Here is a 24386-nt window from a genome sequence, read left to right on the forward strand (position 1 = left end):
GTGGCGCTCCAGGTCTCGATGCGGGCAAGGGTGCCGTCGGCGTTGTAGAAGACCTTCTGGCGATTGCCGTCGGGGTCGCCCACCTCAGTCAGGCGCCACGCGCCGCTGCCTGAGCTTGTCTCGCTGTAGCTCTCGCGCAGGTCGGTTGCGCCGTCCTGCCAGGTCCATACGCGCGTCGTGGTATTGAAGCTCAGCGTGTCCCACGCGCCGCCGCCCGCTCGCCCGCGGTAGCTGGCCGTGGCCGCATCCCAGGAGTAGGTCGTCTGGGCGCCATCGGCGTCGGTGCGCACGACGGTGCTGCCCGCAGCGTTCGCCGTGCCGGTAAGGCCCGCCACCGTGCGGAAGAAACCGATCCGCCAGCCGTCGTTGTTGTCGCCGTCGAGGGCGCCCAGGCTGTTGTAGGTGCGCAGCAGCCCCGCCTGCAGGCCCACGCCAGCAAGCAGATCGTCCGTGTCGGTGAGCACCAGGTTGCCGTTGGCCGCATTGACGCGCACTAGCTCGCGCGCGCGCCCGACTGCCGCGTCCCCAAGTTCCCCACCCGCGCCAATTTGCTCGCGCGACGTGTTCGACAACCCCAGCCCTGCTCCTGCAACAATTCCGACCATTCCGCACTCCGAGTCCGATTCGGGCGGCACCCAGCGACGCCCTCTCTCAGTAGTTCAGGAGAAACGAAAAATTGTTTAGGGCTGGGGCGTGAAGAATTACACGGACTCCTGTGGGTATTGCGATCCCCCGCGCCGCAGACGCTCAGCATGCGGCGTCGCGCCAGATTGGCCGCATACGACTGACGGGCGCGTGTTCAGCATCGCCGCTTCATGGCCTATAGGCGCAATCGCCGTGGCTCCTGTCCGCACCCCATGGGGGGAATCGTCGAAGAGCGGTCAACGATTCGGCCAACGAAACCGTCCAGCTTTCGGGCCGGTTTTCGGCGGCATCCGCGTCAGCGAATGGGACATCGGCCGGAATGGGAAACTGGAGCGCCGCCCACAAACTGGTACACGGCACGCGCCAACCGTCGGTAAGCCAACCTCAGTGTTTGCAGCATGTGCGACCTGCACCCAGATTCCGCTTGGATTCCTCTGACCTTTGGGATCCCTGCGGATTTCTGCAACAATGCGAAACTCCAGGTTCCCACCATATTCATTCATCGCGCTCATCGAAAGATTTAGCATACGATCGCGCAAGAAGAATGCGCGCACCAGCGCGTCTGTCTCATGAACCGCGGCAGGCACACCCTGCGACGCGGCACCCAAATTGATGCGATGTGATGGCTAGAGTACTGATCGCTTGGGAACTTGGGGGCGGCCACGGCCATATTCGACTCATTGCACGTGTTGCAGAGGCACTTGTAACCGCTGGCCACCGAGTATATGTGGCCAGCGCGTCGCTGGAACACGCCCAAGCGCTACTTGGAAGCACTGGAGTTACGCTGCTGCAAGCCCCCCTCTCGCGCCGACCGGAAGCGCCACTGGGTCCAATCCTGAACTTCCCTGCCATTCTTTCGAGTTGCGGCTTCGCAGAGCCTTTGCGTCTACTTGCCCGCACGCATGCATGGCATGCCTTGCTCGAACTTGTAAAACCAGACCTGGTGGTATCCGACTATGCGCCAGGCGCGCTGATCGCGGCCAAAGCGCTGGGAGTCGATACGTTTTCGATTGGCAACGGATTCACGATTCCGCCCGCAGTTCGCCCATCGCCGGTTTATTTCGGCCAACGCCAGTTCGCTGCGGAGGTTCTGGCCCAAGCGGAAGCGCCGCTGATCTCTTCGATCAACGCAGCGCTGGCAGCGTTTAGTAAAGTCACCGTTAACTCGGTCTCCGACCTCTACCCCGCCCGAGACTGCGCCTTGCTAACGTGGCCTCAACTTGATCATCACGTCCAGCGTCCGGGCGCTCGCTACTTCGCTCAGGAATATGCTGAAGTGCGAAGCGCATCACCGCCGTGGCCGGCGAGCGGAAACGTCAAGGTATTCGTGTACTGCCACCCGCACTATCGTCACCTTGCCCCTCTGATGGCGGGCTTGAAACACAGCGGCGCAAGTTGCATCGTAGTGGCTCCTGAAATACCGGAAGCCATTGCCGCAACCTTTAGCGGCCCAACGATCAAAGTCGTGAGTCAGCTTGTGAACATCCAGTCGATGATCTCGACCGCGGACATTGTGGTTACCAACGGACACAACACATGCGCCATCGCGCTAGAACAGGCGACCCCAACAATTGTGCTACCAATGCACACAGAGCAAGCGATCGTGGGCCAGCGTCTCGCCAGCCAGAACCTTGGAAGCGTACTCGCAGCTACACCAAGTCAGGCCCTCACATCCGGCGCGATTGCCACCGAAATCGAAGAGTTGGCGGCAAACGACTCGGTCCGCCACAGCATAGACGCTGCATCAGCGCACATTAACGCGATCAAGTCAGGCTCGGCTCGTACAACGGTGTCGGATGAAATCCTCAATCGTCTGACCTGACAGCGCTGTACCGTAAATCGCCCGCATCAACTTGATTGGATCGGTGCACTGCACTGGACCTCAATCCACAGCCCGCCCGGTCGCCACGTCCACCACTTTGGGCACCAGCGCCAACAAGCTGTCGCGCAGCCCTGGGGCGGCGTTGTCCAGATCCTCAAGCAAGCTCTCGTAGCGGTTGTAGGCGAGGCCGGGGTTAAATCCGCTGAACGAAAAGGTCTGCATTCCCAGAAATGCTTTCGTGCGCCCGTTGAACAGCGCAACGCACACCGTGGTGTTTCGCCGGTAAGCGTTAAGTGGCCCCGGCGCCATGTAGTAAGCAATCGGGCTTATCTGCATTAGTACATCAGCATCCACTGCCGGGTAGCGGTCAAGGTCGTCCGCCGGCACGGGCATGAGATCCTTGTTGTACCTAGCCCAGCGCAAGCGCGGTGCTTCGGCAGCAGCATCCCGCGTTACCGACACGGCAACGCCCTTGGCCTCCAGACCCTGCTTCAAGGCCGCTACAAACTCCGCCCCCATGTCCAGCTTGGGCAACCGCTGGCGCACCGTCGCGTCAAACTGCCGGCTCTTCTGCTGCGTATCGTCAGCACTGGCCTGCAAAATACCACCCACAATCATGCCGCCGGCGATTCCGGCCCCTAACGGTACCCCGCCCTGTGCCGGCGAAGAGCTAGCCACCACCAGACCGGAATTGAAGCCCTGCGTAATGTAGTCCCCTTTGGCGTTGACGTGCAGCTCCGGCACAAAGAACGGATCGGCCTTCGGCGAATAGTGAAACCCCTGTAGCACCGGCAAGATGACCCCGATATTCGCCACGTATCGCATTGGCGGCACATCAACAATCACAATCGACTTAGGCGGTTTGAACGACGTCACATCCACCTTCGACACTGTGACGCACCCACTCAAAAAAAGCCCCAAGACCACGGACAACCCAAACCCTACAAGCCCGCACCTACCGCGAAACCATGCTGATCTACACATCCGAACGAAGACTCCTGAACAATTGGAACACCGGGGAAGCGCTCGCGATGACTACGCACATTCCATCCAAAACCCACCGCGCCAAACACCCAATACCGGCGCCTAACAGTCCAAACACCCCGCAAAGTGGGCGAGCATGTTGGGGCTGTAGAAGATGCTGCGTTGGCGGACGAGCCAGCGCTTGCTCCGGCCGAAGCGGAATACCATGCCCGGCGGGGGGCGCCCTCGCAACATGCAATGCACTCGCGCTGCAGGCCGGCCGGGAGGCGTGAAAATCAGAAGAACACCAAGGGCTGGCCATCAACACCAATAACGTGACGACCACAGCCCTGGATCACTTCATCGATTCAGAACGGACCCCGGATTCCGTCCAACAAGCGCTCCAGACGTCCCGGGACTTTCCGGGCGGCGCGGGCCATCGAATGCGCCGCCCGCCCATTGGGTTTGAGCAACTTAGCTGCGCGCTTTACGACGGCGAGCCATCACGCCCATAAGCGCGAGCCCGCACAACATCAGCGAATAGCTCTCCGGCTCCGGCACCGCAGCGACGTTCGCGGCAGCTGACGTATAGACATTTAGCCAACCCTTATAGCTACCTTCGCTGTAGAGCGCAAAGTTCAATACGCCGCTTCGTGACGACACCGGATCCCAATTGCTCAAGAAGACGGCCGCGTTGAGGCTGGAATTTGTACCCGCTGCCGATGAGTAGATCTGACCAAACGCGGACACGTCGCCGCCACCGGTACGATCGACTGTAAGGGTGTACGGCACCTTGATCAGCAGAAAACCAGTACCCGATACCGACAAGGCGCCCCAATTTTGAGACACGGCATTCGCCTGTGCAGGGAATGCGCCAGCAGAAACCGATGCCTGCGTGGTCCACGTATTGGTATTCATCAATGCCGTGGCCGTCGCGTTGCCGTTGGTATTAATAGCTGAATAGACACCGTCTTCTGCGTCCCAATATGTCGGGTCGTAATTCGTGGTGCCGTTGGCGGTCGCTGCGGCCATGCCGTGCGCGTCCCATGTATAACTGATTGCGCCGCCGTCCGTTGCAAACGTACTAAAGCTGGCGTGGGACCAATCGAACGAACTGGTTGCGCTGGCGGCCTGAACTGGGGCCGAGCCCAAGGCGGGAACGGCAATGCAAAGCGACACAACTACACTCTTAAAATGCAATTTGGATTCTCCTTGAAACGTTAAAGGTCACTACTGAACGAATAGCCGGTGTTATGCAAGCGCGTGGCGCTGTAACCGAATTATCGCCTCGATGACACGAACACTTCAGAAACCCAAAGACAGATTGATGTTTGACCCGCGAACTAATGCACGACGCTGTGTAGGCAAAGCAAGGAAAGTTCTCGCGTGCCCACCTCGCGTTCCCTCGCAAAGCTCCGCGCCCACGGCCGACTGCCCGCCAGCACGCTGGGCGATGCGGCGCTTGCGGCGCGGATCGAGCGGGCGGTGCGCCGGCAATGCAGTGGCGAGCGAGCCGGCGCTTGCGCAAGCGGAAGCCGATTACCACGCCCAGCCGGGCCAGCCCCGGCACCATGCTTTGCACGATGCGCGGGCGCTGCGGACCGGTTGGTTCCGACGCGGAAGCCAAGGGCTTGGCGTAGGCGTTGGGCTTCACACGTTCAGCCCAACCTACCGGGCTGGTCGATGCGGCCCAGCTCGGGGAGATCGAGATTTTTACCAGCCGCCCTTTGCTGGTTGAACTCGCCAGCATCTTGCCGCGCCGCAAGTTCGCCAAGGCCATCGCGGCGTCAGGGCTGTCGATTGAAGAGCTGGTGTTGGGCTATGCGGAGCTGGCGACGGTGGTGGAGCCTGTGCAGATCGCGCCGACCATCAAGGCGGATGCCGACGATGACCAGGTGTTGGCCTGTGCGCTGGCGGCACAGGCGGATGTGATCGTGTCAGGGGACAAGCATCTGCATACGCTGGGTGGCAGCTATCAGGGCATCAGGATCGTGCGGCCTGCCGAGGCCGTGGCGATGTTGGAGGCGGGGTAGCGAACGGCAGCGCGCAACGAACAATAGCGGCTAAAGAAGAAGCCCCACCGGCCCGCGACGCAGCGGGTGGGTGGGGCTTTTGTTTCTTGAGAAGCTACTTCTACTCGCTGAGTCGCTGCACTAAATCGGCTTCAATTTTTTCCAACAGCGACTGATCAGCAGAGTCGTCCTCTCTCAAGAAATAATTCCCGATCTGGCTGTCGTGATAGATCGTTATAGGGACGTCGCCCGAGCGCAAGACCTTGCGTCTGGAATAAACACCATCATCTGACTCAACTACTGCCGCATGCCAGTACTTTTCAAGGTATTTGATCAGAGAGTCAAACCCATCCCAATCCGCAACAGCATTGACGTGGTACTCAATACAGCCATTTTTGTTGACACCCTTTGAGATCACAGGAAGCTCAAGTCCCATCATTCAACTCCTAATTGCTTATTGACCGAAGCTCGGGTTTTTTTGGAGCTTTGGAGAATGCTTCGATAGGCATCATCTCCTGTAAGGCCTTTATTCCGTCTCTGGTATTCCAGCATTTGATTCCATGTCATGTTCGGCTCTTCCCGGATAAGTCGATCCGCGGTAACGCGGTCAGACATGAACTCGCGAGCTTGGGTACGGTTGGCATTGCGCAAATCGAAGGCTTGGCGCGCCTGACTCTCCAGTGATGCAGAGGAATCGATGCGGTTCAAGATTTGTGCGTCTTGAGCCAAATACCACTGACGGGCTTCCACGTTCGACATTGTTCCGCGCGCCGGATTATCACCGTACAGGCGGTAGAAGTCTGCGCTTCTGGCATTAACAACATCTGCGTTGTAGACGCTGCCTTCAAGCGACGGAGCGCCGCCTGAGAATTGGCGCGCTCCCCTGTTTGGGGCGCCCTGCTCGAACACCCCAATTCTGCCTTGGTTCCCGAATGACTTTAGCGCACTTATCTCCGCTGACGCCACCTTCGCTGAAGCAAACGCCATTGTTGCATTATCGAGATGACCAAACGCTGTAGCCGCATGGATTTGATCTCTCGGGCTGGAGTTCCGCGTGTAGATCACGGCGCCGGCGCCAAAGATACCGCCGCGCGCTGCGTCAACCTGCACATACATCGGGTTGTTGGCCTCGGCTGAATTTGCCGTCGCCAAGATACCCAAGAGATCAGCGCGCTCCCGCTCTAGTGCTGGCGTGCGGATTGGATCCGCCTTTCCGCCAAACAGCCCGTATAGCGAGTCTTTCAGCTCATGCATGAACCCCGGCGTATCGTAGTCCCACGTTATATCCGCCGCTCGCTGCGAAATTCGGCCGTATTCCTGACGCGACACGTCTGCACCGAAGGGCGCCATGTCTCGCGCCACAAAGTGCGGTGCGTCATCCTGCGGCCCTTGCTCACTGTAGCCATCGGCGAAGTATTCGACCGTTGAACCGTCGCCCGTCTCTGAGACCCTGATCGGACGCCCGGAACCGCCGGAATACAACATGGATTCGTTTGTGGAGCGCGTCCCTGTAACAACGATCCTGTCGACCGGGATAGTGTCCGTCGAAAGCCCAACGCCGAAATTGTTGTCCGCTAGCAGCACCGGGCTGCCATCGGGGTAACGCATCACCCCCGGAAGATCAGCCAAGTTCGCGGGCAAGGCATTCACATCAACCGGCTGCGTTGTTTGGGCCGCCCACCCTGAATCCAGCCGTCCTGCTGCCCCGCGATCCACTAACGAGTAATCCGTTCTGGTCAAGGAGTACGGCGAAGGATCGTTTTCGCTTGCAAAGCGCGGCCCAAAGGACTCCGAGTTAGCCTGAAGCCCTGAGCCTGAAGACCGAACATCGGATACAGGGGCCGTGGAGCCGGATGACGACGAGGCGGACGCCGAGACAGCAGACGCGACAGTGCTGATAAACAAGCTTGTCGGATCGACCTGACCCCGTCCCACAAGTTGGCTGACGAATCCACTCGTGAAGCCGCCAACCAGCCCGCCACTAAAGCCTGAGCCCCCGACGGCACTGCCGACAGCCCCGCCCGCGGCAGCCGACGCGACCGTCTTCCAGTTCCACTTCCCTTGCAGCGCCATTGACAAGCCGGCGCTGGTTGCGGCGTTGACGGCTCCGGTGACGAAACCTTTGCTGATGTTAAAGACTTCGCCGGCAAATCCACCCGCTTCGGCAAAGGGGGTACCAGGCATGCCATTTATGCCGGCGGTAATTGCGCCGACGAGCGCGCCTTGGCCGACGGCTTTCCACGAGAACTTGTCTTGCACCCCCATGGCCATGCCAACACCTTGGCTGGCAACGGATGCGGCTGCGCCGCCGACTGCGCCTGCAACAAGCGTCGCGGCTCCGACCCCAATCACCCCCTCAAGCAGCGCAAACACTGCTGGGCCGACGAAGCAGCTCACGACCGCCGCAACTACGACCATGATCATCTGTGCGAGCGCGCCGCAGTTTTCCTTTGCCACGGGCGCCGGCAAATTCGGCTGAACGTCACCGATCGCTTCACCCGGGTTGTAGACCCGGCGCGTGTCGGCGTTGTTGTGGATGTTGGTGACCTTGTTGGGGATCACCAGCACCTGCCCTTCGGTAAGGCTTTCTTGGCCGCTCAGGCCGTTGGCGTCGGCAATGAGGTACCACATGGCCGAATCGCCCCACAGCGCGAGCGCGATCTGCGGCAGGGTGTCGCCCGCCCGCGCGGTGTAGTGGCTGGCGACTGGGCCGGGGTAGTCGGGGCTGATCGGTTCGTAGCTTTGGTCGAAGTCTGCCGCGTAGATCGGCGTGTAGTTGCGGTGGGCCTTGTCGGGGTGCGGTGCGGGGCCGCGCTGAGCCAGGGCCTGCACATAGTCACGACGCGAGAGGCCGTCGTTCGACACTTCGCCGAGTACGGCACCGTCCAGATAGAAATACTTGTGCCAACGCTCAAGATGCTGGTCTGCGCCGATATCGCGCAGTTCGTCGCGGCGCAGGATCTGGCCCTGAGCGTTGTTGATGTAGATCTGGGCGCGCTTGCCTGCTACGTCGTTGACTCGGGTGAGGTGGCCATTGACGTTGTATTCAAACTTCGACTGGCCAGGCGCCCATTCCTTGTATTCGCCGCTGTCAGCTTTGACGCGCAGTTCGGCTTGCTGGGCCGAGTCCCACCAGCTGTAGCGTGTGGCGGTATTGGTGGTGGTCTTGACGTACCGGGTCGTGCCGTCGCGGCCGCCGTAGCCGTATTCGACGGTTTCAACGCGGTCTACCAAGTTGTCGTTTGCGCCCCGGCTGCCGTCTTCGTTCTCGTTGTAGTAGTGGGTGGTGGCGGAGACCAGCTTGCCGTCTTCTTCCCGTGTTTCGGAGAGGACAAGGCCGTCTTTGTCGTAGTGACTGACGGTATGGCTGCTGTAGGTGCCCCCGCCAGCCGTTGGCAGCGCGAACTCGTCGTAAGCCTGTGTTCGCCCGGCGAGGTCGACGTCACGCGCTGCGCGTAGCTGAGCGGCGGTTTCGCTGTGGGTGGCAAGCCAAGCGCGCCAACCTTCTTCGGTTGTGGTGCCGGACTGATCGGTGACGATTTCAACCGCTTTGAGGTAGCCGTCTGAGGTGTAGCTGTACCGCTCAAGGTGGCCGTCGGCCGAGCTCCAGGTGCTCTTCTCACTCTGTTTGCTGGCGCGGCCGTAGAGGGCCGTGCGCCGCTGGCCGGCGTCGTCGTATGAGATTTCGACGCCGTTTTCACCCGCGCGAATCGCGCCACCGATGAGCGCGCCCATGGTGACGGTGAAGCGATCCATGTTGTCGTAGGCATACCAGTAGGTCTGGTCCACCCACTGGCCACCCACGTTATTGTCGTAGTGGGCGTGCATCATGCGTCGGTTGCCCACTGCGTCGTAGCTGTATTCGATGGTGGCCTGGTCTTTATCTTCGAATTTGGTGACGCGATTGGCTGCGTCGTACTCGGTCCTCGCCGCCTGGTAGACGGTTGGTGCCTCACCCGGGATCTTTGTGAGATCGAGGTTGGCTTCGTAGGTGCGGTTGCCCTGTTTGTCGTACCCGTACTGGGTCTCGATACCAAGTGCGATGTCGCGAATGCTGGCGACGTAGCCGTTGGCGTAGTAGCTGTATTCGATGTGCTGGCCGCTAGTACCGGTTTGCGATTCGAGCCAGCCTGCACGGTTGTAGTTGTAGAAGAACTGGTGACCACCCAGATCTTTCTTGAAGGTGACATGGCCGAAGTAGTCTGCTTCTTCAACCTGGGTACGGGCGAGGCCGCCAGCGTCTGCAGAGGGTGTGGTTGTGGTCTTGCGCCAGCCACCAACGCGAAGGCCGCCGAGCCCCTTGATGGTTGCGTCGTAGGCGTAGTCGTAGGTGGTGACCCGTGCTTCAGCCGATACGGTGCGAACAATCCGACCGTCTGCATCGTAGAAGGTGGTACTGCGGCCACCGAGCGTGTCGGTCACCGCGATGCGGCGGCCGAGCTCGTCGTATTCGTAGTTCTCCACCGCGCGGCTGCCGGCTTGGGTGTCCCGTACGTCGCCATGCGCAAAGCCGGCTGCGTAGTCGAATGCCTCCCGCACCGGGTGCAGTACGCGAGTCAACCGACCGCCGTTGTCGTATTCGTAATCGGTACGGCGGTTGAGTTCGTCGATGACATAGCGAAGCTGGCCGAAGACATCATAGCCGTAGGTTTTTGACCGATAGGCCGCATTGGCGCTTTGCGCCAAGAGCTGCCCACCGGTATAGAGATCGAGAGCGGCGATCTCGTTTCCGGTGGCATGCTCGTTTGCATCAACGGTGCCTAGCTGCTGCCCGCCAAGCGAGTAGTGATACGTAGTGCTGGTGGCCGTATGCGTCACGGTGCCCGATTCAGACGTGACGTCGACCTCCGGCCCGGTCTTGCGTATCAACTTGCCTGCCGTGCTGTACTCAAGGTAGGTGTCGTTACTTCGCCCGTCGGACTCGAGGTCGACTTCGCCAAACGCATTCCAATGCTGTTTGCGATGAATGACGACGTTGTCGCCAAGGCGCGAAAGACCGCTGACATGCTCTTGACGGAAGGTTGACTTGTCACCGGGCGTGAGGGTGAGCATTGCATCGTCTTTCGACAGCAACGTCGTGCCCGCATAGATCTCCAGCAGGATTTCGTATTTCTGTGTGACACCCGGCGAAATCAGGCCCGCGATATCCCACTCGAAGCGCCCGCCTCCTCCAGTAAGTTCGGTCTTCAAGAATGCCGGGGCAAGGAGCTTGTCGTCCTGGTATGAATCGTCGGTGTTGTGCTGCGGCTTCAGACGATAGTTGATGACGATGCGATCCGCGCTCGGCACACCCGTGTCGATAGTACGCGTGGTGCCGAGCGTGACCGGCTCGAGCATGACGCCGGCGGACGCATGCTTGCCAAGGGTGATAGTGCCAGTCCCCGTGCTGACGGTGATCGCGCCGTTGGTGGCGGTTACCTTGATGTCGAAGGCGCAGTCGTCCGCATGAACGCCAGCTGCGATGCCGATCAACGCATCGCTGAACCAGTACGCCGTACCGTCTGAAGCAACCGGGATTGGGGCGCTTGTGACAAACGGATCGGTGCTGCCGTTGAGGCGGTATTCGACTGTCAGCGTTGACGCGCCAGCCATGTTGCTGAACCGGATCGTATTTGCGCGTTCGGAAATCGGTGCACGGGTAATGATTTCCGGTGTGCCACCCAAACGCATTTGCCCACCAACGTGGACAACCTCCTGGCCGTCGTTCGTAGTGGTGGTTAGCTCATAGTCATAAAGGCCGCTGAAACGCGCATCGGGTTGCCAACCAAACCAGTCGGCAATACCAGAGCTGAGTGCCCCTCCGGCGGCTGCACCGAGCGCGCGCTTGGTCAGCGTTATCGTTTCCGGGGTGGCGAATGGGCCGGCGTCGCTACGCTTGATGCTGAGTGTTGCCTTGCTGGCGCTGAGCGTGCCGTTCACACCATCGATAAAGTTGATGTAGCCGGAGTCATCAACCAGGGTGTATCCATTTCCCTTCAGGGTTTCAGTCTCACGCGACTGGACGGTTACTAGGTCACCCGAGAGATTCAGGATGACTCGGCCGCGCTCAAGTACGCGGTTGATCGAACCGTCTGCTCCAAGCCCAAGGTAGAGAATTTCCACGTTGCCAGACGGCAACTGCGACGGATCAATGGCAAACGAGCCAGCAATCGTCGACCGTGCGCCTTTGCCCGCCGTATCGAGACCACTGAACGTATACGTCGGCAAACCTACGCTCCCGCTGGAGATGAGCGTATATGGCCCCGAAGAGCCGGCTGGGCGGTAGTAAGCGCGCATCGCGCTGACGGCGGCCAGCGATGTTGTCAGAACGACGCTTGGGTGGGATCCGGCGAGATCCGAGTACATCGTTTCGGTATGCGCAACCCCTTTGAAGGTAGATGGGTAGCTCTTCTCAGGAAGTGCGTATACGGCCTCAGCGACGGTTTTGCGTACCCCCCCCGCTTCGAGCTCAAGACGAAGCTTGACACTGCCTGATGCAGGCGTTGTCAGACCATCGAGGTCGAGGTCAACGACCGATTCAGAGGCCGAAACCGCCTTCTGGCCGAGCACCGTTTCCGCGCCATCGACCGAAATCACGGTAAGCCAGACTCGGTTCCCGGAACTCCGCGCACCAGCCACGTCATCCAGTGCGTTCAGGTAGGCTCGTGCAGCGTCTGGTGCGAGGCCCAATTTAGGCGGATAGCCTTCGTAGCTGGGGCCATATTCAACAACCCTCGAAGCAAGATCAAGCGCAAATTCGATTTGCTCGCCAGTGCTACGCAAATCGGGCGTCACCGTCACCGGAACTGCTGCGGGGGGCGAGCCGTAGTAATGAAACACGCGTGGCGTTGGGGCATTGAATTCGGTTCTGGCGACCATCTTCCGAATGCCGGCGCGATCAACGAACAAGCGAATTTCGGCCGTTGCACCGGACACCAGATTCTTGCTGTCCGCCGCATCAAAATCGACGTTGAACGCTTGATCGACCGCTGGGCGGCCTGTCGCGGAATCAATTACCTTTGCTTCGCCGAGTCGTATACCGCGACACCAAACCTCCACCACGTAGTTACCGCCTCCGCTCAAGAGCGACTGCGTCGTGAGGTTGCTTGGAACAGTTAAGGTTAGCTTGTCGAGGCTGTAGCTTCCCACGAAGTCATCGGGAACACCTGGAGCAACGTAGACGCGCTCGAAGCGCTCCGCCAACAACGCTGATGCAGCAATCGGCATGCCACTTGAGTAGCCAGTAACCCCTGCACTCGTGAGCGCCGGCGAAGCAATTTCGCCGCCACCCACGTCAATTCCTCGAGCCGTCGTCACCGACTGCACGAGACGTTGCCCAGAAGGCCCAAGCACAAGAGCTCCCCCACCAGTGGCGACCTTGGTTGTGCCATCGGCAGCAAGCGCGACATAGTTGAACGTATAGATCCCGTCGCTAACGCCTGCAATGTCGAGCGCCCACCACCCTGGCTGCGTTACCCCGCCGACAAGCTTGCGCGCGGCCGATGCCGGCCGTTCGATGCCATCCGCCCCTTTCAAGAAGAATGTCACCGTTGCAGCGGAATCAGGGATACCCGCAAGCTCGATCTCTCGGCGCGACACGGGATTCATCGCGACGTCAAGGCCCAGGGTCGCCACAGGCGGCGTTGCTGTTCGCGTTTCGACACGTTGTGCGGCCGGATGTTTGCCCGAGCCAGAGGCGATGAGCTCTCGAGCGCCAGAGACGCGTTTAAATATGTTGATCGTGTAGTTGCCGCCAACGCGCCGGTTCATCGGCACGCTCAGCATCAGGGATGTGCTACCGCCGACGAGGTAAGTGCTCGTTCCACCCAACGTATCCGAGTACTCAACTTCATACTGCCCATCGCCGTACCAGGAAATGGGGGGAAGAGCGACATCTATCTTCTTTGCATATCGATTTGCATCACCGAGGTAGCGCAGCCCCATGTAATCAGCACCAACCATCGAGAGGTTTTCGATCCGTGTTTCCACGGTGAAGTCGAGGTTGAAACCGGCAGCAGGAATTGACACGAGGTGGACGTGTCCGATGGCCGTGCTTGCGTCGTCGCTTGGCGCCACTGAGCCCCCGGCGGGGACAACGTCAACGCTCGGTGCGCCAACCGGATTGCCCAGCGCACTAGAAGTCGATTGCTCCTGAAGATTCTTCAGAATCTCTCGACTTGTAAAGTTCGGCTGAATTGTGTCGACCAGTTGGTCGCGCCTGTCAAAAACGGCCCAAGTCCGATTCGCATCGGCCAACGCAGACGAGTACGCCGTATCCGTCAACGCGCGATAGAGGCCAGCTTGGTCAAGATCTGGCATCGCCGATGCCGCATCGAGGGTCAGCGTCGTGTTGCCGTTGCCGTCGTGGACAAAGAGTTTCGTAGCGCCACCGCTCGTGTTGCTACGCCACATGCGTCCAACGTTGTCGTAATCGGCAGTCTCCTGCCAGGCAGCATCCGCTCCACCACCATTCAGGCGGCGGCCGGTAACCTCGCCGAACGCGTTGTAGCGCGCTTCGGTCTGCGTCGACACGACAAGATCACCGTAGGCACAGCCGGCTGTGCCCACAACCGTCATCTGCTTCAAGGCAAGGCCACGGCGATCGTAGTCAATACGTTCGCCTCGTTCGTGAAGACCTTCCGCCGCATCCCTCACCGTGGTCACGGTAAGCGTGCGATTTCCGACTGCGTCATACGCATAGCGGGTCGTTCCGACGGCCGTCACTTGAGCGTTCAACCGCCCCAGCGCATCGTAGGCGTCTCTCGTTACGCGATCACCAACGTCTGTACTGTCGTCGTCATCCAACTGCACAGTGCGGTCGACCAGACCGAGGCCGTTGTAAACAATCTGCTCTCGCTGACGAACGCCCTTGCCGGTGTAGTCAGTGAACTCCGCCCCGCTTCGCTCGATCATTCGCCCAAGCGCGTCGTATTTGTATTCGATAGTGCGGCCGTCTGGATCTTGCTCCAGCGTCACGTTGCCAAGCGCATCGCGCTCGTAGTACGTCACGGCATCTGCATGCCCCACATGGAAGTTATTCGCGACTTCATAGGTGCCGCTGCATTCGACGTTCAACAATCGGAGTTCTTTGACTCGCCCCAATTCGTCAAGCGTTGCAACGGTCACTCGATCCTGGCCACTCGCGAATCCACCCTCTCCCGCCCCTTCCTCAAGGTAGTCCTTGAGTCGCTCGAGGGACCAAGTGTCCGGTGTGACCGCCACAGGCATTTGCCGTGCGAAACGTCGAGTCACGACCTCAAACGGCCCGTATGTGCGATAGGTAACGTAATTCTCGCGGTCAATGGTAATGACTTCGCGATTCATCTCATCATAGAAATGGACGGTCGATGCACCATTTCTATCCGTCTCGCGAATAACGTTACCGACTGCGTCATATTGCTTGGAGCTCTCAAGAGTACCCCGCGAAAACCATTCTGCCTTTGCATCGGCATCGAAGCCGCCGATCAGGTTTACTCCGTCAATCCATTCTTTGGTCTGGTGACCCAGGGAATCGAACGAATAGTTCGTCCGACGCGCATCGGCGGCACTGGGAACCTCAAAGCCCCGCCCCTCAGAAGGCATAAGAACGAGCTGACCATAGACAGTCGAAGCAATTGCATTCCCGGCTGGGTCGTACTCCCAGGTGGAGAGAACGCCAAACGCGCGGCCATCGCGCTGTTCAGCCTCGACGATTTGAGCGGTCTTATTCCCTAGCGCATCGAAGTAAGACAGGGTCACCGCGCCATTTGCGTCGGTATGCTTGATTAGGTTGCCCTGAGCGTCGTAGGTTGATGTTTCGCGTGGCGCGACGATACTAGTGACGCCGCCTTCAAATACCGCGACTGGCGCCCATTGTTTCGCGGTAGTACGACCCAGTCGGTCGTATTCGTAGGTCATCGTCCGCTGCTCGGCAAGGCCGACAGCTTCATCCGAACCAACACGATTGCCACGTGCGTCGTAACGATAGTTGTTCACGACCGATTGGCCGTTGACAGTTACCGGAAGCGTCTCGGACGTCATCCGGCCTAGTTTGTCAAACCCGTACACCGCGCGGCCGTGCAGCCTATTGGTAACAGCCCACCGTTGGCCGAAAGCGTCAAGTTCGTAAGTTTCAGAAGGAGCCGACCCTCCTTCCAAATCAACCCCCCAGTTCCGTTTCGTGAGCCGCCCAAGTCGATCGTATGCGCTTTGCTCAACGCTGCGTCCGCCCCCGCCGTACGTACCATCCAAATCAAGTGTGAGTGGCGATGTAAGGTTCTGGAGCGATGACTCGCTACTGAGCAACAAGGTGTCTCTAGCATCTGCCGCGCTAATCAACCCGCGCGAATCCGACGCTACACGCAGTGCGTCAAGTGTTGTGAGCCCTGCCGCGGCGGGATCGGCGTGAAACTGGATCGCCAAGTCACCGGCATCCCGCACAACTAACGTCAAGGCATAGCTACGCCAACCATCGGCCTCGCCGACGATCTCCATACGCTGACACTCTTCGGAGACGACACTCCACGCCCCCCTGACCTCCGAACCATCAGCCGTCGACGCTGAACGGACAAGAAATTCGGGCAACGGAACCGCGTCGCCATAATCCGATCGAATCTTGAAATACGCAGTAACGGTTTCGCCCTTCGCGGCCTCCCCGAGCTCACGGCGTATTGACTTGTGCCAAGTTCCGTCCGAGTTGTGCTGCGAGACGACCGACAGGTGTTCCTCTGATGACGCGTAGTCGAGTACCCCCCGGTTATCGCTTTCCAGCTTGAATTCTTGAATCGCAACCGTTCCAAGACCGGAGCCATAGGGAACTATTTGCGTGCGGACGTAGTTTGTGTCTCCGTAGAGGTTCCCGGTATTCGAGAAACGAGCTCGATAGATGTATCCATCGCCGTCCGGCTCCCACGACTCGCTCTCAGGATCGATCTGGAACCACCAATTGCCATAGCCAGGACTATCCGCCGCCCATCCCGGAACACCTTCGAGAAGGACACGTGCCCCGGGCTGGTCCATTCGCATCGTGACCGTAAACGCATCGCCCCCCCCTACCACCTGCTGTTCGCGCGCAAGCCCATCCATGATATCGGAGCGCTCAGACAGGGGAACGCTAATCGGATAGTCGTAGCCCAGACGTTCGATGACGTCGCCGAACGCGTTGTAGCGCACGGTGTGCAAAAGCCGATCAGGGCTAACGGTGGCAATCAGGCGATTCAGGCGATCATAGTAGAAATGAGTGACACGACCGAGCGCGTCGTCGCGCATGATGATGTTGCCGAAAGCATCGTACCCGGTATTTACACGGCCACCCAATGCATCAACTTTGAGGCTCTCGCGACCTAAAGCGTCGTACTGATAGCGCGTGGTATATTTGTCGCGAAGCTGTTGTCGTTGAGAATCGGACAAACCAGAAACGTCGCCCGCATATCCCAATGCTGCGCGTTCACGGCGGGCCCAGTCGCTGTTACTTTCGGTCAATGCAATGCCGCATGCGCCAATCTCAGCGATCTTTCGGCCGCACGCGTCGTAACGATACTCACAGGTCGCCGCTATCGATGATCCAGCAGCCTTCGTAATACGCGTCAGCCTACCGGCCGCGTCAAAGCAATAGTCCGTACTACTAGCATCCGAACGACCAAATCCGACGGTTATTGATGTAGCGCGCCCTTGGGCATCAAGAACGCGATGCGTTACGATGCCTTCAGCGTCAGTAGTGTCAACCAATCGGCCCGCGCGATCATAGTCAGATCGGACCAGCAAGGTGCCGAACGTGGGCACTGCAGGGAGCAATGCTTTTATTGACGTCGCATCGATCGAAGGCGGCAGCGCGAAAGGTGTTGCATAACGCGCACGAACGCGCTCGCGACCTGCGTCGTCATACTGATATTCAGTGATGTAGCGTTCCGGATCGATTTCATATTTAACGCGCCCGGCGCTGTCATACACGACGTAATTAGTTCTATCATCTTCCGATGCCGTGATTGCAGCACGCACGACATCCTCACTGAGAACGCCATCGGCAGAAAGACCGCTCGTACGGGAGGCAAATCGCGTCGTCGATATAATGCGACCGCCGTTGTCGTAGCGACGCTCACTAACATATCCTTCCGCGTCGACTTCGAGAACAAGGCGATTGGCCTTGTCAAATACAAAACGATGGGTGCGGTTGTCGTCGCTATCGGAGGGCAGCGCAGAGAGCTTTGCCACATCAGCCGCAAAGTTTCGAATTGAAACAGGCTGAGCATACTCGGTGGTTAGAACAACATTACCAAGGCCATCGTATTCATTGCGCTTAACGCCCATATTGGCGTCGACGACATAATGAATCCGCCCGTCACGGTCATAGACATAGTGTGTAACTTCTGAGCGGACAGCGCTACCGACCAGCCGCTGCACAAGCTCCGCGGGATATCCTATGTTGTCGACACTGCCAGTAGCCGAGAGTCCCGCTGCAGAAGCCACGCTGTCAGGGTACAACCGCGTCGCATGGCGGAGGTCCGCGATTACCCGACCGTCGGCGTCGTACTGCCTTTCGCGCACGCTTCCAGTCGCATCGATGGTGAAACGCAGTTGGCCCGCAGCGTCGTAGCTGTAGATCGTGCGCTGTTCAAGCGGATCGATTCGCTCAGTTAGATTCCCGGTGGAGTCGTAGCGATATGCAGTCGCAAGCGCCAAACCTGCCGGGTCTACAACTTCGCGGACCCTTCTACCAAATTCGTCGTACGAGTACTCAGTTAACTTGGCCACGGCCGTTCCGGCGGCCTCAGTGACACGAAGCGTGTTACCCACGGCGTCATACTGGAACTCCGTCCGTATTGCAAAACCCGTGGCGTCTCGGACAACTGCGGACAGCTGACCGAGCCGGTTAAACTCATTTCGCGTGACCGTACCGTCTGGATTCGTCACGGCAATAGTGCGACCTATTCCGTCATACTCGTATCTCGTCGCCAAGTTAAGGCCTAGCGGGTCCGTCGTTTTCGTAACCACACGGTTGAACGCATCGTACTCGAACCGTACCGTTAGGCCATTTGCGTCTTTAGTCTCAATAAGGTTTCCGACGACGTCACGGGTTTCTGTGCTGACATTGTTATTCGGATCTATGATCGACCGGAGTTGGCCGTCGGGACCATACTCGTAGCGAGTCACACCGCCATTCCCGTCAGTAATCCTGAAAACGTTTCCAGTTCGGGTGTATTCCGTGATCGTGGCCACACCCTCGGCGGTAGTCATCGTCACTTTTCGGGCGGCGGTGTCGTGTACGTAGGTAACGCTGTTATTCAACGAGTCGGTTTGGGTTAGCACACGCGAGAAAGCGTCGTACGCTGTGGTATGTTGATAACCCAACGGGCCGCTTGATACGACCGTGCGACCGAGCTTGTCATACGTGGTCGTACGCTTTACGTCGCGTGCATCGGTAGCCGTTTCCACGCGGCCGAAAGCGTCATAACTCGTTGAGTTCTTGACACGTTCGCCATCGGGGTCCTGCGTTGTGGAAACTCTCAGCCCGCGGCGATCGTACGTGAAGACGGTATTGAGCGTTCGAGTGGCTTCCAGCGTTACCAGGCTGCTCGACAACTCACCAAACGCGTTGTAACCGAACTTGGTCGCGTTTCCCGCTGCGTCCGTGTGCTGGATTTGCTGGCCACGAGTATTGAAAGCTGAAGCGCCGAATTGATCCTTATCGTCGTTTCGAAGCGTTGCAATTAAGGACAAGAACGCTGGTGTAACGACGCCTCCGGCCAGCCCGGAGAGAGCCGACGCACTCAGCTTTGCTGCATAGCTGCGAGTCCCAATCACGCCGCCGAAGCTGTCGTAGATCAGCTCCGACACATTTCCGTCTGCGTTAATCGTGTGTGTCTGACGCCCAGCAGCGTCAAAATAGAACAGCGTACGATTATTGCGCCCGTCTCGCTTTGCGATTAGACGCCCTGCCCCGTCATACCCATAACGGATCGCATACTGATCCCTCAGTTGCGTCTTCTCTGCGGACGTAAGGGCCGAGAGCACTTCCGAGTAACCAAGACGCTTGCGTTCCGCTCTGGCAGCCGCGCTGTCTTGCTCCAACAGATAGAGCCCCTCGTAGCCCAGTTCGCGAATCAGGTGTCCGCCCTGGTCATATTCGTACTGCGTCTTCAAAGGCTCGTCGACACCACCGTTATCGGCCAACCGCGAACGAATCAGGCGATTCGCCGCGTCATATGCATAAGTAGTTAGGGTGCCGTCGGGCGCTGCCTTGCTAACCACGCGCGCAAGTTTGTCATAGGTGATGCGGGTAACCTGGACCTCGCCTAGATCTGTGAGCGGTGTAGGCAGACGAACATCCGTCGCCTGCAAATAGCGAACCGCACCGCTTGCAGCGTCGACCGATACCGTCGAAGTGTAGGGTTTTGCGTAGCGACTTGTGGACGTCAAGCGCCCATCCTGGTCGTAACCGTATCGCGTCAGATAACCTTCTGCGTCGATATCCGCGTCCAGCCGGCCCAGGTTGTCATAGATCTGGATCGACCGAATATCCTTGTCGCTCTTTTGCGGCCGCAAGTCGTCGATGGTGCCACTGACTCGGCTACCGACGCGGGTCGCGTTCCAATAACGGGTTGAGGAAACCAAACGTCCGGCGGCGTCGTATTCACGTTCAGTAAGAAAGCCCTCAGCGTCAAGGCTCCCAACGTCAAGACCATCTTTATCGTAGAAAGTCCGTACGACCCGATCATCGGAGCTTTCTGGCGGAAGAATGCGCAAGCACGGGTCTATACCAGACACGCCTTCCGCGATCCAATCAGCACTGAGTGTCGCACCAGACAACGATAGGCCGGACACCGACAGATCGAGACCAACTTCGCCCCAGCCAGGCGCCACGTCATCTGAAAAATCAGTAAATTGCGCAGAGGGGCCAACTCCATCAGAAGCAATAACGTTAAGGTATCCCCCCTCAGCGTCCGGCGTATCAATGTCCAACGCTACATATACCGTCAATGTGGTCGTCGGCTTGAGCACGAATCCGGCAATTGACGGCGTGAGCGCCCGGACAACTGTTTTCCCGGCACTCGAGTAGCGCGCATACAGCTTGCCGCTTGAGACTAGCAAACCGTACTCCTGCAGAGGGGCATCCTCTGGTGCAGTCCGTCGATTCGATATACCGATAAACGCCTGTGACGCCCCCGTCGTCACAGTACCCTTGAAGTTGACAGTGAGTCCGTCGCTCGATTTGTAGCTTCGATTGCCGAAGACCTGGTTCAGAGCCGCTACTGGAAGACTCGGGCTGCCTGTGACCAAGCCCATCTTCATCAGGCCACCAGCAACGGCCGTCGTCGCTCCATAGCCCGCTGTCGTGAGGCCTGTGAGCCCGCGATCAAAACCTTGAAACCAGACCGCCGATGAGTCAGTGCGTTTGGCTGAAAACTCAGGAACATCCACCGTCGTGGCGTAGCGACGTTGTGATGTCAGGTGTCCTAGTCCGTCATGCTCGAACGTTGTGACGGCCCCTCCAGCATCAATCGTAGCGGATATATTTCCAGCGCGATCGTAATAGGTGGTGTCAATGCGATCAGATATTGACGCCGTCGGCCGAACCGCATCCAGGAGGTTTGTCGCGGGGGCCGCAGCCCCATCTGCAGCGGCGAGCGTACTCATCTGGCTTGCTGAGAGGGCGTTCGCATAGCGAATGTGTTGGAAAACACGACCATTCGCGTCGTAGAGCCACTCCTGCATTTCTCCAGCCGGATCGATTTCAGCAACCTTCCTTCCGTTGCTGGAATAGATACTCCGGGTTCGCTGCCCCGCTCCGTTCTCTACGTAGCGCCGGTTTCCATTCGCGTCATATCCGAACCGTTCAACAGCCGCGCCAGTTGTACCATCGCTCCCGCCTTGGATTTCTTGCAAGGCCGTCACATAGGACGGTGCGCTGACCGTAGTCGAAGACCCTCGAGCCGTCACCTCAACGCTTGCAGTCCCCCAGTCAGCCATGCTGACGGTATGTGAGAAACCCGACGATCGAGACGTGCCGGATTCGTAGACGTACAAGGTACTTCCGGTTGCGGACGTCTGCACCTCAACCGTGTATTTCGTGTTGTCCTTCAGTGGCTTGGCTGCCGTAGACAAGGCAACGAGTTGTTCAACACCACTGCTGTTCAGATAGCGCGCGTATAGCACTCCACCTGAAAACAACGCAGCATGTCCGCGCGCAGCGGCACCACTTGCGCCATTTGTTGCGCCGAGGCGTAGGTATCGTCCTGCAGAGGCAGCGCTCGTGAGCACATCGATCTTGAACAAAACCGATTGTGACTGCGCGTAAACGGCGCGACCAACTACCGCTTGCGTCGTGTCAGCCGTTAGCCCCGCGTTCACGGTATCCACGCGCAAACGACCGCTTTCGAGAACCAATAGCGGGTTGGATGAAGGCAGCGGCGACAAACCCGCTGGCGCGCTCATGAATCCTTCGCGCCACAGATTTGAACCGCTTTGGTTAATGCGATATTCAGACAGATTGTCGACGTATAGATCCCGAGCGGTTCGCCCGGAACTGCCATACGTCCCGAAGTGCATTCTGGCGACCCCCCAATCGGCGTAGGCGCGCCGATCGATAAAGCCCGTGTTCCGGTCGGTCCCTTTTTCGTAGACGTAAAGGACCGAGCCGCCGTCAGTCGTCTCTAGGTCGACAACATACGTTGTACCCGCCTTGAAAGGTTTCGCAGGACTCGAAAGTGCGGCCTCCTTCGGGCCGCCGTCCCCCCACGCGGCGTTCAGGACTCCGTCGCGCAGGATCGCGTAGTGATAGCGGTTCTTACCGCTCACTCCCGCATCATCAGCTCCGATCGTGAACCACTGCCCCGTCCCGACAGACGGCGCCGTGATCTCGCTCCGAAACAGCATGCCACTATCAAACCGGTATTGACGTACTCCATACGCGGTCGGGTAAGTATCGCTGGTTGTCGCGGCAGTGGACAGTTTCAAACGCTGTCCAGCGGAGTCAAAACTGATTTGCGATGAGGGGAGATTCAGCCCTTTGGTATCAGTTCCAAACGCTTGCGACCACACCGCGACCGCAGCAATCCCGTCGATCGTGGCGAGTAGATCGCCCGCCGCGTTATATGATGCTACGACGCAGCTGCCATCCGCGCGCCGCGTATAGACGCGATCGCCGACGTCGTCATAGTGGTGTGTCGTCGTTCCCCCCAGAGCGTCTACCGTTAGGAGTAGCCGGCCCAAACCATCGTAGGTGTTGGTGGTAACGTAGCCGCGGGCATCGATGACCTGCAATAGTCGGTCATATGGATCGTAAACGTACTGCTCTCTGGTCTGCGTGCCGTCCGAAACGCCTGTACCGTCTGCGGCAATTGACTTGAAATGCGTCGCTGACGTCAGGCGTCCGCCATAAGCATCATACGAATAGTCAGTACGTTCCGCTTTGCTGCGATCAAGACCGGAAACAAGCGAGAGCATCTTCGTCTCGTCCGGCTGAGCTGTAAGCGAAACGCAGCCCCCCAAATAGCTAATACTTGAACGCTTCTGGCCAAAGCTATCGTAGAGAAACTCCGAAACGCGCCCTTCCGGCGAAATGACAAAGCGCAGGTGACGCTTGGTGTCGTAGACGTAGTACGTTTTTCTCGGATCTGATGCGGCGGCGGGCCCAGCGCCGTCGGGATCCGCAGTGGCATACGCGGTCTCGCACAGTAGATCACCGTCGACCGAATAGGCCCGCTCAATGCGGTTGCCTGCCGCGTCTTGTCGCCACGCCATCCGTCCGTTGTTATATCCAAGTGAAGTAGTTTCAGACCCGATAGTAATCGACGAAACATTGCCCTCTTCGTCATATGAATAGTGGGCGTACTCGTTTCCGCTGGCCCGATAGACCAATTGACCAGAGCTAGGATCGAGTTCCAACAACGTAGCATTCGACGGCGTACTTACATAAACGTAAGTCGCTCCATCCCCGGCGAAATTCGTCACCAACCCACGGGCATCCACCACCTGCCTCACCAACCATCGGTCGGCAATCTGCGAGTAAGTGATGGATACCGTCGCCCCATCCCCCTGCACCAAACGAGAAAGCCGGGTCGACGTGCCATCGTACTCATACGTTATGGAATGGAATCGGCCGTCCGTGATCGTATTGTCCTCGGGGCTCGTGTCGGTCAAGACCGACGAGAGGCGACCGAGGGTGTCGTAGGCATAACGCGTTAGCGTCCGCGTAATGACGTTTGCCCCGTTTCGATAACTGCTTCGGGTTTGCAGAAGTTGTTTGTTGGCCCCGTAGTCGAGGTAGACGGTCTCACGCGCCGAGGCGTCCCCTACGGCCCACGACTCCAGACGTTGAATCGTGCCGCTCGCGTTGTAGATAATGCGCGTAGCATTTCCGTCCGTGTCGCGTACCGACGTCAGTCGCCAATTGCTTCCACCTGCAGGATCTTGTTCGTAGACCTCATTCAGGGGCAAATCGCCGTCACGCCAAGTCCATGTGTTGCTGACGACATCAAATTGCAGTGTGTCATCACCGCCGGTGCCATTGCTCAGGACGTAGAGGCCTCGCCCATCGTCAAACAGGTACCTGGACGTTGCACCATCGCCGTCCACCCGGCAAATCGCGCTGCCCGAGACGTTCGTCCCGCCTTCCAGGCCGTTAATCTGCCGGTAGTACGAGACTCTCCAACCATCGTTGTTGTCGCCGTCAGCGGCGCCCTGACTGTTATATGTGCGTAGCAGCCCCAAGTCCGGCCCAATCGCAGCAAGCTCTTCGTCAGTATGTTGGACAACGAGGTTGCCGTTCGACGCATTGACCGAGATGCGTTCTCCTGCAATACCGAAGGACGCGTCTCCTTGCGCCCCTTCCTTCCCAAGCACTGCTCGTGAGGACGTTGACAGTCCCAGACCATTGCCAGCAACAATTCCGACCATTTCGCACTCCGAGTCCGATTGGGGCTGCGCCCAGTGGCGCCTTCTCGGAGTAGTTCAGAAAAATCGGAGAAATGTTTAGGGGTTGGAGCGTG

Annotated in this window: 6 protein-coding genes; 2 read left to right on the forward strand and 4 right to left on the reverse strand. The window is 58.7% G+C overall.

Annotation, left to right across the window (positions count from 1 at the left end; translation table 11 throughout):
- Positions 1-1561 precede the first annotated feature (1561 nt).
- Positions 1562-2467: a glycosyltransferase gene (locus HH302_RS07365; protein ID WP_172200526.1), complete on the forward strand. Its 906-nt coding sequence runs from the start codon at positions 1562-1564 to the stop codon at positions 2465-2467.
- A gap of 60 nt (positions 2468-2527) precedes the next feature.
- Here HH302_RS07365 and HH302_RS07370 read toward each other — a convergent pair whose 3' ends face one another.
- The gene (locus HH302_RS07370) at positions 2528-3358 is read right to left on the reverse strand and encodes a hypothetical protein (RefSeq protein WP_172200529.1); all 831 of its coding nucleotides are present in this window, start codon (positions 3356-3358) and stop codon (positions 2528-2530) included.
- 546 nt (positions 3359-3904) lie between these two features.
- On the reverse strand, positions 3905-4630 hold the full coding sequence (locus HH302_RS07375; RefSeq protein ID WP_172200532.1) for a PEP-CTERM sorting domain-containing protein: 726 nt from the start codon (positions 4628-4630) through the stop codon (positions 3905-3907).
- A gap of 443 nt (positions 4631-5073) precedes the next feature.
- Here HH302_RS07375 and HH302_RS07380 point away from each other — a divergent pair, with 443 nt between their 5' ends.
- The gene (locus HH302_RS07380) at positions 5074-5463 is read left to right on the forward strand and encodes a putative toxin-antitoxin system toxin component, PIN family (RefSeq protein ID WP_172200535.1); all 390 of its coding nucleotides are present in this window, start codon (positions 5074-5076) and stop codon (positions 5461-5463) included.
- Positions 5464-5563: 100 nt separating this feature from the next.
- Here the strand turns inward: HH302_RS07380 and HH302_RS07385 are convergent, their stop codons facing one another.
- Positions 5564-5881, reverse strand: coding sequence for a hypothetical protein (locus HH302_RS07385; RefSeq protein WP_172200538.1), 318 nt, complete (start codon positions 5879-5881; stop codon positions 5564-5566).
- Positions 5878-24294: a DUF6531 domain-containing protein gene (locus HH302_RS07390; protein ID WP_172200541.1), complete on the reverse strand. Its 18417-nt coding sequence runs from the start codon at positions 24292-24294 to the stop codon at positions 5878-5880. Before HH302_RS07390 ends, HH302_RS07385 begins: the two co-directional genes overlap by 4 nt.
- Between the last annotated feature and the right edge of the window lie 92 nt (positions 24295-24386).

The organism is Niveibacterium sp. COAC-50, assembly GCF_013184235.1.
Lineage (GTDB): Bacteria > Pseudomonadota > Gammaproteobacteria > Burkholderiales > Rhodocyclaceae > Niveibacterium > Niveibacterium microcysteis.